The 16,611-nt window shown below is 70.7% G+C and carries 1 protein-coding gene; it reads right to left on the bottom strand.

Features of this window, described 5'->3' with window-relative positions; all coding sequences use genetic code 11:
- Positions 1–5: 5 nt before the first annotated feature.
- Positions 6–16,571, bottom strand: a complete 16,566-nt coding sequence (locus OG804_RS29355) for a type I polyketide synthase (protein ID WP_328391873.1) — start codon at positions 16,569–16,571, stop codon at positions 6–8.
- Positions 16,572–16,611 lie beyond the last annotated feature (40 nt).

Below are 16,611 nucleotides of genomic sequence, written 5' to 3'. Positions count from 1 at the left end.
CCAGTTCAGCTGAGGTTGTCGATGAAATCGAAGAGCTCGCGATCGTCCGCGTCGTCGAGCTTTTCGGCGTTGTCGGCCAGATCGGCCGCAGCTCGGTCGCCGGCTTCCAGTTGCCGTTGCAGCACGGCCAGCCGGCTCGCGATCTCCGACCGTTGCGCCGGCGAGAGTTCCGCGTCGGCGCAGCGGCGCGACAGGGAATCGAACTCCCTCGTGATGGCCGGCATCGGGTCGTCGCCGGGTGCGATCTCGCGGCGGAGGAAAGCCGCCAGGGCCACCGGGGTGGGGTAGTCGAACACGGCGGTCGCGGCGAGCTGCACACCCGCCGATGCCTTGAGCCGGTTACGGAACTCCATGATGCCCAGCGAATCGAAACCGATATCGCTGAACTGCTTGTCCGCGCTGATCTCCGCCGCGCTCTGATAGCCCAGCACCGCCGCGGCCTGTGCCCGGATCACCTCCAGCAGCACCTGCTCCTGCTCCGCCGGCGAGCGGCCGGCCAGCTGCCCCGCCAGTCCGGTCGGCGACTCGTCCACCGGCCCCGCCGCCCGCCGTCGCGCCGGGCGGGTCAGACCGCGCATCACCGCCCGCAGTTCGGCCGGCGACAGTTCGGCCAGCGCGGCCCGATCCAGCCGGGCCGCCACCGAAACGGCCCGGCCGGCCGCGAGCGCGGCGTCGAACAGCGCCATACCGTCGGAATCCTCCAGTGGTAGCAGGCCCTCTCGGCGCAGGCGGGCCAGATCGGTGTCCGACAGCGCGCTGGTCATCCCACCGCCCTGCCGCCACGGACCCCACGCCAGCGAGGTCGCGGGTAATCCGTTGATCCGGCGGTGGTGTGCCAGGCTGTCCAGGAAAACGTTCGCGGCAGCGTAGTTGGCCTGCCCCGAACTGCCGATGACACCGGCGATCGACGAATACAGGACGAACGCCGCGAGATCGAGACCCGCGGTGGCCTGGTGCAGGTTCCACGCGGCATCCACCTTGGCCGCCAGCACCGCGCCGATCTGTTCTTCGGTCAGCTGCTCGAATACCCCGTCGGCCAGCACGCCCGCGGCGTGCACGACCGCGGTGAGCGGACGATCCGGGGGGATGCTCGCCAGCACCGCGTCCACGGCCGCTCGATCGGCGGCATCACACGCCACTACCTCGACTTCCGCACCCGCGGCGACCAGTTCGTCCCGGAGTTCGACCGCGCCGGGCGCGGCCGGCCCGCGGCGTCCGGCCAATACCAACCGCCGCACGCCGTATGCCCGGACCAGGTGCCGGGCCAGCACCGCTCCCAGCGCACCGGTGCCACCGGTGACGAGAACGGTCCCGTCGGTCCGCAACCGGGTGGGCACGGTGAGCACGTTCTTGCCGATGTGCTGGGCCTGGCTCAGGTACCGGTAGGCATCGGGACCGTTGCGCACATCCCAGGCGGTGATCGGAGACAGCCCCAGTGCTCCGGCCTCGAAGAGCTCCACCAAGGTCGCCAGGATCTCCTGTAACCGCCCGGGATCGGCGTCCAGCAGCATGAAGCTCTGATACCGGACACCCGGATGCCCGGCCGCCACCTCCGCCGGATCACGACGGTCGATCATGCCCATCTCGACGAACCGGCCGCCGCGCGGCAGCAGCCGCAACGACGCGTCCACGAACTCACCGGCCAGCGAATCCAGCACGATATCCACACCACGGCCGCCGGTGACATCCAGGAACTTCTGCTCGAAGTCCAGCGTCCGGGAATCCCCGATCAGGTCCTCGGGGAATCCCAGTTCCCGCAGCGCACCCCACTTCGGCGTACTGGCCGTGACCAGCGAACGCAAGCCGAGATGCCGGGCGACCTGGATCGCCGCCATCCCGACCCCACCGGTCGCCGCGTGTAGCAGCAAGGTCTCGCCCGGCGCGGCCGCGGCCAGATCCACCAGTGCGTAATAAGCGGTGGCGTAGGCGATCGGCACCGAGGCCGCGCGGGCGAACGACCAGCCACGAGGTATCCGGGCGAGCAGGCGCCGATCGGTCACGGTGACCGAGCCCACCTCGGTGACGAACCCGAACACGCGGTCGCCGGGGACGAATTCGGTGACATCCGCGGCGACCTCGAGTACGACGCCGGCGCCTTCACCACCGATCCCGGCGCTCGGGTCCGGGTAGGTGCCGAGTGCGATCAGCACATCACGGAAGTTGAGTCCGACCGCGCGCATACTCACCCGGACCTGGCCCGGAGCCAGTGCCGCCCGCGCGTCGGAGTTCTCGGCCAACGCGAAGTTGTCCCCGGTCAGCGTGCCCGTCCCGCGCAGTGTCAACGACCACGCGGACTCGCCGACCATATCGACGACCAGCTCGTCGCCGACTCGCCGCAGCCGTGGCACCTGGATCGCGCCACGGCGGATCGCCAACTGCGGTTCTCGGCGCGCCGACAGCGCCGTCGCGATACCGCTCGCGCACTCGGCCCAGTCGTCGATATCGAGCAGCACCAGCCGATCCGGATGCTCGCTCTGCACCGAGCGCACCAGACCCCATACCGCCGACGACGACAGATCCACCGGCTCGCCCGGATGCACCGCGACCGCTCGCCGCGTCACCACCACAATCGGTACGTCCCGAGCCAGCAGGCGTCTGATCCGGGCGGAGACGCCGATCACCACATCGCGCACCGTTCCCGGCAGATCACCGGCGGCGCGTTCATCGACGACGCCGCGGCGCTCGACGACCGACCGGCGATCCACCCGGATCACCGCCGTGACCCGGCCGGCGACGGTAACGATCTCACCGAGATCACCGGCGGCGGCGGTGAGCTCCGCGGCGTGCTCCACGCCGAACTCGGGCACACGTACCCACTCCACCTCGTAGCCCGTCCCCGGCGAACTCCGGCCGACCGGTCCGAGTGCCGCGATGGAGATCGGACGCAATGTCAACGTCCCGATCCGGGCCACCGGAGCACCCGAGGTGTCCGCCAGCCATACCGTCACCCGGTCGGCGGAAGTACTCGCCACCGCACGCACTCGCACCGACGACGCACCCGCCGCGGCGAGGTCCACGTCCTCCCAGGAGAACGGCACGGCCACCGCACCGGCGCCCGCGGCGGGGACCAACCCGCCCACGACCACCGCGTGCAATGCGGCATCGAGCAGCGCCGGGTGGATGCCGAACTCTCCGGCCGCGCCCGCGGCGTCGGGCAGGGTCACCTCGGCGAACACTTCGCCGTCACCACGCCACAACGCCCGCAGGCCACGGAACGCGGGACCGTATTCATAGCCGCGTGCCGCGAGATCCGCGTACACGTCACCTATCTCGACGGCCACCGCTCCGCGCGGCGGCCAGCTCATCCGCTCGGTGTCGCCGTCGGCGGTGCTCGCGGCCGGAAGTTCCGGCACGACCGTCGCCGACACATGCCGAATCCAGCGGTCGGGCCGGTCGCCGTCGTCCGCGCCGGAGCCCGCTCGCGAGTGCACCGATACCGTCCGCGCACCGGACTCGTCGGGCCCGCTCGCGACCACCCGCAACTCGACAGCCGCGTCCCCGGCCAACGGCATCGGCGACTCGACCACCAATTCCGCCACCCGCGGGCAGTCCACTGTGGTCCCGGCATGCAGGACCAGGTCGACGAACGCCGCGCCCGGAACCAGCGTCGTCCCGGCGACCGTGTGGTCGGCCAGCCACGGATGACCGTCCACCGTCAACCGCCCGGTGAACACGGCCCCCTCGGAATCCGGCAGCCGCACCATCGCACCCAACAGCGGATGGCCGGCCCGGTCCATACCCGACTGTCGGACATCCGACGTGGTGATCGGCGCGGGCCAGTAGCGCTGGTGCTGGAAGGCGTAGGTAGGCAACGAGACCCGGGTCGCCGTGCGGCCCGCGAACGACGGCCGCCAATCCACCGCGACACCGGCGACATGAGCCCACGCCAGCGCCGCCAGCAACTGTGCCGGTTCGTCCGTCGAACGCCTGGCGGCCGCCACGAATATCGAGCGATCCTCGATATCGGGTGTTTCGGCGAGGCACTGCCGGGCCATCGCGCTCAGAACCGCGTCCGGCCCGATCTCGACGAATCGCCGCACCCCGATCGAGACCGCCGTTTCCACGGCCGGCGCGAACCGCACACAGCCGCGCAGCTGGTCGACCCAGTAGCCCGGATCCGTCAGCTCGGCGCCGGCCACCGAGCCGGAGACATTGGACACGATGGGCACGGTGGGCAGGTGATAGGTCACCCCCTGGGCCACTCGGCGGAATTCGTCCAGTACGGGATCCATTCGCGGGGAATGGAACGCGTGACTCACCCGCAGCCGGTTGGTCTGCACACCCGCCCCGGCCAGCTCCGCCTCGATCTCGGCGACGGCGTCGAGATCACCCGACAGCACCACCGACGACGGCCCGTTGACGGCCGCCACCGATACCCGGTCGCCGCGACCGGCGACAGCCTGCGCGGCGACCTCCTCGGAGACGGCCGCCGCCAGCATCGCGCCGCCCGCGGGCAGCGCACCCATCGATCGGCCCCGGGCCACCACCAGCGCGCAGGCGTCGGGCAGCGACCACACACCCGCCACATACGCTGCCGCGAGTTCACCGATCGAATGCCCGATCAGCACATCGGGCACGACTCCGAACGATTCCAGCAGCCGGAAGGACGCCACCTCGAAGGCGAACAGCGCCGGCTGGGTGAACTCGGTCCGATCGAGCAGGTCCGCATGGTCGGGGTCGAACACGATATCTGCGAGCGAGCGGCCCAGTAACGGATCGATATGCGAGCAGACCTCGTCGAAGGCGGCCGCGAAAACATCGAAGGCCGCGTACAGTCCGGCGCCCATACCGGTGCGCTGGGCACCCTGTCCGGTGAACAGCAGAGCTGTCGCGCCGGTGCCGGCCGTCGCCGTGATCGTGCCGGGCGCACCGGCCGCGATCTCGGCCAGACCGGCCAGCAGTTCGTCGCGGTCGGCGGCGACCACCACGCCGCGCCGATCGAGTCGGGCCCGGGTGGACTCCAGCGCCCAGGCCACGTCCCGGAGATCGAGGTCGGCGTGTTCGAGCAACCACTGCCGCAATCGTTGCGCCTGAGCCCGCAAGCCCGGCTCCGAACTCGCCGACACCAGAATCGGCACAGCCGCACGCGGCACCGGAATCGGCACAGCCGTACGCGGCACCAGAATCGGCACAGCCGCACGCGGCGGGTCCACCGGCTCGGCCGCCCGGGCCCGAGCCCGCGGCGCCTCCTCCAGGATGGCGTGCGCGTTGGTGCCGCTGACCCCGAACGAGGACACCCCCGCGCGCCGGATCCGGCCGTCGGCCGGCCACGGCGCGGCCTCGGTCAGCAGCGCCACCTTTCCGGCCGACCATTCCACGTGCGGACTCGGCTCGTCGGCGTGCAGAGTCTTGGGCAGCATCTCGTGCCGCAGCGCCTGCACCATCTTGATCACCCCGCCGACACCGGCGGCGGCCACGGTGTGGCCGATATTCGATTTGACCGTGCCGATGCGCACCGGATGCTCACGATCCCGGCCATAGGCCGAGATCAGCGCATTCGCTTCGATCGGATCCCCCAGCGTGGTCCCGGTGCCGTGCGCCTCGACCGCGTCCACATCAGCGGGTCCGAGTCCGGCGTCGGCCAGCGCGGCCGCGATCACCCGTTCCTGGGACGGGCCGTTCGGAGCGGTCAGCCCGTTGCTCGCGCCGTCCTGGTTCACCGCGGTTCCGCGGACCACCGCCAGCACGTCGTGGCCGAGCCGCACCGCATCGGACAACCGTTCCAGCACCAGCACGCCGACGCCTTCGGCGAACCCGACACCGTCGGCGGCGGCGGAGAACGGTTTACACCGCCCATCCGGCGCCAGCCCGCGCTGCCGCGCGAAATTGATGTACAGCCAGGGGGTCGCCGCGACGGTCACGCCACCGGCCAGCGCCAGCGAAGTGTCCCCCTCGCGCAGCGCCCGGCAGGCCTGATGCAGCGCGACCAGCGACGACGAGCACGCGGTGTCGATACTCACCGCGGGCCCTTCCAGACCCAGAACATAGGACACCCGGCCGGAGACCACACTGTGCGCCGTGCCGGTGAGCCGGTAACCCTCCAGTTCTTCGGGTATCCGGTCGGCGTACCCGGAGTCGCAGACGCCCGCGAACACTCCGGTGTCACTGCCGCGCAGGGTGGTCGGGTCGATACCCGCGCGCTCGATCGCCTCCCAGGACGCTTCGAGCAGCAAACGCTGTTGCGGATCCATGGCCGACGCCTCACGGGGGCTGATCCCGAAGAATTCCGCGTCGAACCCGGTGATGTCGGTGAGGAATCCCCCGCGCCGGGTGTAGGTCGTACCCGGGCTGTCCGGATCGGGATCGAAGAGTCGCGCGAGATCCCAGTCGCGATCCGCGGGAAACTCCCCGCTCGCGTCGATTCCGGCCGCGACCAGATCCCAGAGATCGTCCGGCGACGCGACGCCGCCCGGGAACCGGCAGCTCATCCCGACGATCGCGATCGGTTCGGGGCCGAGCCCCGGATCCACCGGCCTGCTCGGCGGCACAACCTGTTCGGCGGCGCCCGCCGAGGTCGCGGGCTCGATCCGGGACAGCAGCAGTTCCGTGATCGCCGTCGCGGTCGGATAGTCGAACACCAGAGTCGAGGGCAGTGCCATACCGGTGCTCGCGACCAGCTGATTACGGAACTCCATCACACTGAGCGAATCGAACCCCAGATCCTTGAACGGCATGCCCGGGGCGATCGACTCGCCGCTCTCGTGCCCGAGCACCGCCGCGGCCTGGGACCGGACCAGTTCCAGCACGAGACGTTCCCGCTCGGCAACCGGCCGGCCCGCCAGCCGCCCGGCCAGCGTGTCGGCCGGCGTCGGCGACTCGCCCGGGCCGGCCGCCACCCGCCGGCGAGCCGGCCGCGACAGGCCACGCATGATCGAACGGGTACCGGCCGCACCGGATTCGGCGAGGGCCGACCGGTCGATCCGGACTCCGGCGAAGGCCGCCCGGCCACCGGCCAGGGCCGCGTCGAACAGCGCCAACCCCTCCTCGGTACCCAAGGGCGGGAAGCCGTCTCGCCGCAGCCGGGCGATATCGGCCGACCCGAGACCGGTGGTCATCCCGGTGCCGTCCTGCCACAGTCCCCACGCCACCGAGGTAGCCGCGAGACCCATGACCTGCCGGTACTGGGCCAATGCGTCGAGGAAGACATTGGCCGCCGCGTAGTTCGCCTGGCCCGGGTTGCCGATCACGCCCGCGATCGACGAATAGAGCACGAAGGCCGACAGGTCCATGGACCGGGTCGCCTCGTGCAGATTCCAGGCCGCGTCGACCTTCGGCCGCAACACCTCGGCGATCCGCTCGGGTGTCATGGCATCGAGCAGGCCGTCGGCCAGTACGCCGGCGGCGTGCACGACGGCGGTCAGCGGATGCCGGGCCGGTATCGCGGCCAGCACCGCGTCCAGCGCCGCACGATCGGCCACATCACAGGCGACGATCTCCACCCGGGCGCCGAGGCCGGCCAGCTCGGCCCGCAATTCGCCCGCACCGGGGGCGGCGGGTCCACGCCGGCTGGTCAGCACCAGGCTGCGGACGCCGTACTCGGTGATCAGATGCCGCGCCAAGCCCGCACCCAGTCCACCGGTTCCACCGGTGATCAGCACCGTCCCGTCCGGCCGCAGCGGAGTGGGCACGGTGAGCACATTCTTGCCGATATGCCGGGCCTGGCTCAGGTACCGGAAAGTCTCCGGCGCCCGCCGGATATCCCAGGCCGTGGTCTGCGACGGTGTCAGGGCACCCGACTCGAAGAGGCCGACGACGGCGGTGAGGATCTCCCGCAACCGATCCGGGTGCACATCCAGGAGCACGAACTGGCGGTACTCCACGCCGGGGTATTCGGCGGCGACCCGAACCGGGTCACGCTCGTCGAGGAGCCCCATTTCGATGAACCGGCCACCGCGGGGCAACAACCGCAGCGACGCGTCCACGAACTCGCCGGCCAGCGAATCCAGCACGATATCCGCACCGCGCCCGTCGGTGATCTCGAGGAACTTCCGCTCGAAATCCAGCGTCCGGGAATCCGCGATCTCGTGATCGGCGAAACCGAGGTCGCGCAGCACGTTCCACTTCGACTCGCTCGCGGTGACCAGCAGCCGCAACCCGAGGTGCCGGGCCAACCGGACGGTCGCCAGGCCGACACCACCGGTGGCGGCATGCAGGAGCAATGTCTCACCGGGCTCGGCGCCCGCGAGATCGACCAAGCCGTAGTAAGCGGTCGCGTAGACGACCGGAGCAGCGGCGGCCTGGACGAAGGACCAGCCGTCCGGGATATGAGCGAGCAGTCGCCGGTCGGTCACCGATTCGGAACCGGCACCGGAGGTGAACCCGAATACCCGGTCGCCGGGCGCGAATTCGGTCACGTCGGATGCCACCTCGAGCACGACGCCCGCGCCTTCCACGCAGAAGGTCGCGTCGATCGTTCGTGATCCGGCGTCCGTATTCGTCACCATGCCCAGCGCGATCAGCGCATCCCGGAAATTCACTCCGACGGCGCGCAACGACACCCGCACCTGACCCGGTTCCAGCGCCCGCTGCGCCGGTGTCTCGGTGAGCACGAGATTATCGCCGGTCAAGGTGCCTTTCTCCAGGTGCGTCAGCGCCCACCCCGGAGTGCGGACGAGATCCGCGGCCCCCACGATGTCGCCGACGCCGGCACTCAGCCGGGGCGCGTACCGGGCCCCGCGGCGCAGCGCCAGCTGGGGTTCGGTGTCCGTGGCCACCGCCAGTGCCACCGCGTGGCGGTATCGCGACCGCTCGTCGATATCGATGACGACGATCCGGTCGGGGTACTCGGACTGCGCGACCCGCACCGTTCCCCACACCGGCGCCTGCGCGATATCGATCGACTCGCCCGGATGCACAGCCACCGCACGGTGGGTCACCACCACAATCGGCTCGTCCCGGCTCAGCAGCCGCTGGAGCCGCTCGGTCAGCGCGGTCACGGTGTCGCGCACGTCCCGGGGAATATCGCCGCCGGTCGCGTCATCGAGGAGCAGCACCGAGACGGTCCGGCCGGCGATGGTCGCGGTTTCCCCGATCTCGGCCGGATTCCAAGCACCGGGATCGCTGGGCGCACTGCCATTTTCGGGCAGCGCGACCCACTCGACCCGATAACCCGGATCGGTGCGGGTGGCGGACAACGCACCGATGGACAGGGGCCGCATCGTCAGTGCGCCCACTTCGGCGACGGTCGCTCCGGAACTGTCGGCGAGGGTCACCGCGACCCGGCCGGAACCCGGATCGGTGGCCGCGACCCGGACCCGCAGGGCGGTCGCACCGGTCGCGTACAGCTCGACGTCTTCCCAGGCGAACGGAACAGCGATCTCTCCGAGCTGCGTCTCGGGCAGGAGCCCGCTCACCAGGATCGGATGCAACGCGGCGTCCAGCAGGGCCGGGTGCAGATCGAATTCGGCACCGCCGGCACCGGCCGGTAGCTCCACCTCCGCGAACACTTCGTCCGCGCGCCGCCACACGGCCCGCAGACCACGGAACACCGGCCCGTACTCATAGCCCCGCTCGGCCAGATCCCGATAGGCGTCGCCGATCTCCACCGCTACCGCGTCGACCGGCGGCCACACCCGCAGACCCGAATCCGGCGTCCGGACAGTGGTACGTCGGGCGAGGGTGGCCACCGCATGACGCACCCAGGTCGGCGTCTGCTCGAAACCCGCGGCACCTGCGCGACCCGAATCCTCGGCCGGCCGCGTACGCGAATAGACCGCGACGCCGCGGGCTCCGGATTCGTCCGGTGCACCTGCCACCACCGCCCGGAACTCGACGGTATCGGCGGCCGGCAACGGTAGCGGCGCCTCGAGCACCAGTTCGGCCACCCGTGGACATCCGATCACCGCGCCGATGTGCAGTACCAGCTCGGCGAACGCCGCCCCCGGCAACAGCGCCACACCCGCCACCGCGTGATCGACCGCCCACGACTGCCCCGACCGGGACAACCGCCCGGTGAAGACCACCGCACCGGAATCGGGAACCTGCACCATCGCACCCAGCAACGGGTGTTCCGGATCGTCCAGACCCGACTGCCACACATCCACCGACTGCACCGGCTCCAGCCAGTACCGCTGACGATCGAACGCGTACGTCGGCAACGGCACCCGGCCCACCGCACGACCGGCGAACAACGGCCCCCAATCCACATCCGCCCCCGCGACTCGCACCGCCCCCAGCGCCGCCACGAACGCCGCCGCCTCCTCGACCGAACGCCGCGACGACGCCACCACCGCCGACTCGGCCGCCAGCTCCGGGCGCTCGGCCAAGCACTCACGAATCATCGCGGTCAGCGCGGCATCCGGACCGACCTCGACGAACCGGCGCACGCCCGAGTCGATCAACGAATCCACCCCGGGTGCGAACCGCACACAGCTGCGCACATGCGAGACCCAGTACTCCGGATCGCACACCTGCTCACCGATCAGCGCACCGGACACATTCGACACGATCGGGATCGACGGCGACCGATAGGTCAACCCCCGCGCCACCGCCCGGTACTCGTCCAGGATCGGCTCCATCAGCACCGAATGCGACGCGTGCGAGATCCGCAGCAACGAGTTCTTGCGCCCCGCCTCGGTCAACCGCGCCTGGATCTCGGCGACCGCGTCGGCATATCCGGAGAACACCACCGAGTTCGGGCCGTTGACCGTACCGACCGATACCCGGTCGCCGTAACCGTCCAGCAGTTGCGCGGCCTCGGCCTCCGACACCGCCGCCGCCAGCATGGCGCCGCCCGACGGCGCCGCGCCCATCAACCGGCCACGCGCGGCCACCAGCACACAGGCGTCCGGCAACGACCACACCCCGGCCGCATACGCCGCGGCGAGCTCACCCAGCGAATGCCCGGCCACCACATCCGGCAGCACACCGAACGATTCCAGCAACCGGAACAGCGCCACCTCGAACGCGAACAGCGCCGGCTGCATCCATTCCATCCGATCCAGCAACCCGTCGGGATCGGTGAACATCACCGTCCGCAACGACCCGCCCAGCTGCCGGTTCAGCTCGCCGCACACCTCGTCCAACGCCGACGCGAACACCGGGAAGGCCCGGTACAGACCCGCACCCATCCCCACGCGCTGGGCGCCGCCACCGGTGAAGAGGAACGCGGTGCTCCCCGCCCGCGCACCGCCCTCGACGACCGCCGGTGATACCGTCCCCGACGCCAGCGCCGCCAGCCCCGCGATCAATTCGTCCCGGTCCGCGCCGACCACCACCGCCCGGCGCCCGAGCCATCCCCGGGTCTCGATCAGCGAATACGCGACACTGTCCACATCCAGATCAGGATGTTCGAGCAGCCACTGCCGCAACCGATCCGCCTGTCCGCGCAAACCCGGTTCCGACTTACCCGACAACACCAACGGCACCACACCACCGGCGGCGGCACCACCGGCCGCGGCCGCACCGCTCGCCGGCAGCGCGGGCGCTTCCTCCAGGATCACGTGTGCGTTGGTGCCACTGATCCCGAACGAGGACACACCCGCGCGACGGATACGGTCACCGACCGGCCACGGCTCGGATTCGGCCAGCAACCGAACCGAACCGGCCGACCAATCCACATGCGGTGTCGGCGGATCGGCGTACAGGGATTTCGGCAAGGTCTCGTGGCGCAGGGCCGCCACCATCTTGATCACGCCGCCGATACCGGCGGCCGCGACCGCGTGCCCGATATTGGATTTCAGCGATCCGATCCGGAGTGCGAGTTCCCGATCGGTTCCATAGGCGGCGATCAGGGCCTGGGCCTCGATCGGATCGCCCAGCGCCGTACCGGTGCCGTGCGCCTCGACCGCGTCCACCTGCGCCGGGTCCAGCCCGGCATTCGCCAGTGCCGAGGCGATCACCCGTTCCTGCGAAGGGCCGTTCGGCGCGCTCAGTCCATTGCTCGCGCCGTCCTGATTGATCGCGCTGCCGCGCACGAGCGCCAGCACCGGATGGCCGAGCCGCCGGGCATCGGACAACCGCTCGACCGCCAGCACTCCGGCGCCCTCCGCCCAGGTGACACCGTCGGCGGCTGCGGAAAACGGCTTGCACCGCCCGTCGGCGGCCAGGCCGCGCTGACGGGAGAAGTCGACGAACAGGTCCGGGCTCGCCGCGACGGTGACACCGCCGGTCAGGGCCAGCGACACCTCACCCTGCCGCAGTGCCTGACAGGCGAGGTGCAGCGCGACCAGCGAGGAGGAACACGCGGTGTCGACGGTGACGGCCGGGCCTTCCAGGCCGAGGACGTAGGCGACCCGGCCGGAGACCACACTGTGCGCGTTGCCGGTCAGCCGGAATCCCTCGTATTCACCGGTTACTCCGGGCGAGTACCCGGAGGAACCGGCACCGAGGTAGACACCGGTATCGGTGTTGCGCAAGGTGGCCGGATCGATCCCCGCGTTCTCCAGGGCCTCCCAGCACACTTCCAGGATCAACCGCTGTTGTGGATCCATCGCCGCCGCTTCGCGGGGCGCGATTCCGAAGAAGGCCGCGTCGAATGCCGCCACATCGTCGATGAAGCCGCCTTCCCGCGTGTACACGGTGCCCGGCTTGTCCGGGTCGGCATCGAAGAGACGGTCGAGGTCCCAGCCGCGATCCGCCGGAAAAGGGGTGACCGCGTCGACGCCACCGGCGACCAGGTCCCACAGGTCCTCGACCGACCGCACACCGCCCGGGAAACGGCAACCGATTCCGACGATGGCGATCGGTTCCTCGGTGCGGTCGCGGCGCGCCGGTCGCGGCATGTCGTTCTCGAGGCCTTCCAGCCGGGACCGAACCAGCCGGGTGACCGCAGTCGGTGTCGGATGGTCGAAGATCAGCGTCATCGGCAGGTCGACGCCGGTGGCGCTCGCCAATCGATGCCGTAACTCGATGCCGCTCAGCGAATTGAAGCCGAAGGCGGTGAACGGCAGGTCGGGGTCGATCGCATCGGGCGAATCGTGACCGAGTACCGCCGCCGCCTGCTCGGCGACCACCGCGAGCACCAGCGCCTGCCGCTGCGGCCCGGGTACGGCGCCGAGCCGCTCGGCGAAGGACCCGGCCACTACGGTCCGCCGTTCCCGCACCGGACGTGCCGGGTTCACCACCGCGGCGTCGGTATCGGGCACGGGCCCCGCCGACTCGATCAGCACCGACTCGACGGTGAGCAGCGGTCGACCGTTCTCGGTGGTCGCGGTGAGGTGCGTGGCACCCGCTGCGCCACGTCCGATCCGGACGCGCGCGGCCGGCGCACCACGGTGATACAGGCGGATACCGCGCAGCGACACCGTGATCGGTATCGCCGGGCTGCCGGAGCCGGCGGTGTAGGAGTCCAGCGCGGGATGCAGCATGGCATCGAAGAGCGCCGGATGGACCATGAAGCGCCCGGCCCCTTCGGCCAGGCTCTCGTCGAGCGAAACTTCGGCGAACTGCTCGTCGTCCTGTTCCCAGGCGGCGGTGACGCCCTGGAATGCCACTCCGTAATCGATGCCCCGGCCGAACATCCGGTCGTAGAGTTCCCCGGCGGACACCTGGCCGCCCGTGGGGGGCCGGTCACCGATCGCCACCTCGGTGGAGTCCGCCGCGGCCACGGCCGCGGCGAGCACGCCGGACGCACACCGCACCCACACCGCCGCGCTGCTCTCGTCGCCGGTATCGGGCCGCGCGTACACGGTGAACGACCGCTGTCCGTGATCGTCCGCCGCTGCCACACTCACCTGCAGATCCAGCACCTCGGCAGCGGGCAGCGGCGGATGGATCCGCAATTCGGACACCGTTTCGGCGCCGACCCGGGCGCCGGCGGCCAGGGCGATCTCGACCCAGACCGAGCCGGGTACCACAGCCGCCCCGGCGAGCACATGGTCGGCGAGCCACGGATGGGTACGAGTGCTCAGCCGGCCGGCGAACAGCCAACCGCCGGTCCCCGCGATCGGCGTCGCGACGCCGAGAATCGGATGATCGGGATCATCCAGCCCGTACGCGCGCACATCGCCCGCTCCGACGGCCACATCCGGCGTCCAGCACTGCCGCCGTTGGAAGGCATAGGTCGGCAGATCCACCGGGTCGGTGCGTGGCGCGAGCTTCTCGTCCAGCACATCGATGCCCACGCAGTACGCCCGAGCCAGCGCGGCGCCGAACTGCTCCGCACCGCCACGTTCGCGTTCGAGCGTGCCCAGCACGGCCACCCGCCCGGACAGCCCCAGCGACCCGGCGGTGAGTTCGATCGCCACGGTCAGCACCGGATGCGGGCTCACCTCGACGAACGCGTTCATTTCGGTGTCCATCAGGCTGCGCACCGATTCGGCGAACCGGACCTGTCGGCGCAGACCGCGATACCAGTACCCGGCATCGAGACCGGCCGTATCCAGGTAGTCGCCCGTCACGGTCGAGAAGAACGGGATCGACCCCGAAACGGGCCGGATCGGCTCCAGTTCGTCCAGTAGTCGCTCCCGGATCCGTTCCACCGCGGCCGAATGCGAGGCATAGTCCACCGGAATGCGCTTCGCCCAGACTCCCTCGGCCGCGCACGCGTCGAGGAACTCCCCGATCGCGTCCGCGTCACCGGAGACGACCGTCTGCCCCGGACCGTTCTCGGCGGCGACCGACAATCGAGGACCGAACGCGCGCAACCGATCGGCGACCGCGTCGGCGGCCAGTCCGACCGCCGCCATACCACCGGATCCGGCGAGCTCCTGGGCCACCGCCTGCGAGCGCAACGCCACCACCCGGGCGCCGTCCGCTGTCGACAGGCCGCCGGCCACCACCGCGGCCGCGATCTCACCCTGCGAGTGTCCGAGCACCGCGGCCGGCCGGACACCCCGTGCCTGCCACGATCGCGCCAGTGACACCATGACCGCGAACAGCGCCGGTTGCACCACATCCACCCGGTCCAGTCCGGGGGCGCCCGGTTCGGCCCGCAGCACCTCGGTCAACGACCAGTCCACGAACGGCGCCAGTGCCGCTTCGCATTCGGCGATGGACGCGGCGAATACGGGGTCGGCGGCCAGTAACCGGGCGCCCATCCCCACCCATTGGCTGCCCTGACCCGGAAATACGAACACCACCTGACGGGTCGCGGCCCGCTCGGGGACAACCGCCCCCGAGCCGGAATCGGGTGCCGGGTCGATGAGCCCGGCCAGCCCGTCGGACAGGGCGGCGATATCCCCGCCGACGACAGCCGCGCGCCACTCCAACCGCGCGCGGGACCGGGCCAGCGACGAGGCCACCGCCGCGGCGTCGAGGTCGGGATGATCGCCGAGCCAGTCCCGTAGCCGTGCGGCCTGCGCGCCCAGCGCCTGTGGACTGCGCGCGGACAGGACCCAGGTCAGCGGCTGCCCGGGTGCGGTATCCAGATCGCCGGAATCCGCACCGGCGGGAGCGCCTTCCAGGATCACGTGCGCGTTGGTTCCGCCCATGCCGAACGACGAGACAGCGGCCCGGCGCACCGGTGCGGCCGGCCAGGGCCGGTTGCCGGTCAGCACGGTCAGGCCCAGCTCGTCGAGCGGGATCCGGGGATTGGGCGTGTGGAAATTCAAGCTGGGTACCAGCTCGCCGTACCGCACGCACAGTGCGGTCTTGATGAACCCGGCGATTCCGGCCGCACCCTCCAGATGCCCGATATTCGTCTTGACCGAACCGACGGCCAGCCGCCGCCCGGCCGGGCGACCGGCGCCATAGGTATCGCCCAGCGCGGCCGCCTCCACCGGATCCCCGGCGGGGGTGCCGGTTCCGTGCAGCTCCACGTAGTCCACCGACTCCGGCTCGACCCCGGCGGTCGCCAGCGCGGCCCGGATGACCGCCGCCTGGGTATCCGGACTGGGTGCGCTCAGCACCTGCCGATCGTTGCCGTTGTTGACCGAACTGCCACGGATCACCGCGTAGACCCGATGGCCCTCGGCCACCGCCCGGTGCAGCGGTTCGAGCACGACGATGCCGCCGCCCTCACCGCGCACGGTCCCGTCGGCGTTCGCATCGAAGGTGTGGCACTTTCCCGACGGCGAATGGGCGCCGAAGTGTTCGTAGCGCTCGCCGCTGAGCGGCGACAGGATCAGGTTGACGCCACCGGCCAGCGCGACCTCGCAGTCACCGCGGCGGATCGCTTCGGCGGCCAGATGCACAGCCACCAGCGACGAGGACTGCCCACTGTCGACCACCAGGCTCGGCCCGGTGAACCCGTAGTAATTCGAGATCCGGTTGGCCGCGACACCCCGACCCACCGCCCACAGCGAATGCCGGCTGATACCGGCGCTTCCCCGCGCGGCCGCGATTTCGGCGAAGTCGGTGCCGGTACTCCCGAAGAACACGCCGGTGGCGGCCTCGGCCGCAGCACCGAAACCCGCGTCCTCCAGCGCCTCCCAGCTCAGTTCCAGACCGAGCAGCTGTTGGGGATCGATAGCGCGGGCCTCGTTCGGGGGCACACCGAAGAAGTCCGCGTCGTATCGGGTCGCGGTATCCAGGAACCCCGCGATCTCGTCGATTCCCGGACGGTCCGCCCCGGCGGTGCCGATCGCGTCCCGTCCGTCCCGCAGCAGTCGCCAGAAGGCCGGGAGATCGGGTGCTCCGGGCATGCGGCACGACATCCCGACAACAGCGATATCGTTCGCCGACTCGATCATGGAAATTCCCGTCCAACCAGGTGAATACTGAGCTTGTTGG

This window comes from Nocardia sp. NBC_00416 (genome assembly GCF_036032445.1).
Classification (GTDB): Bacteria; Actinomycetota; Actinomycetes; order Mycobacteriales; family Mycobacteriaceae; genus Nocardia.
The sequence above is the reverse complement of the archived record's forward strand: the minus strand, read 5'-3'. Positions and strand labels throughout refer to the sequence as shown.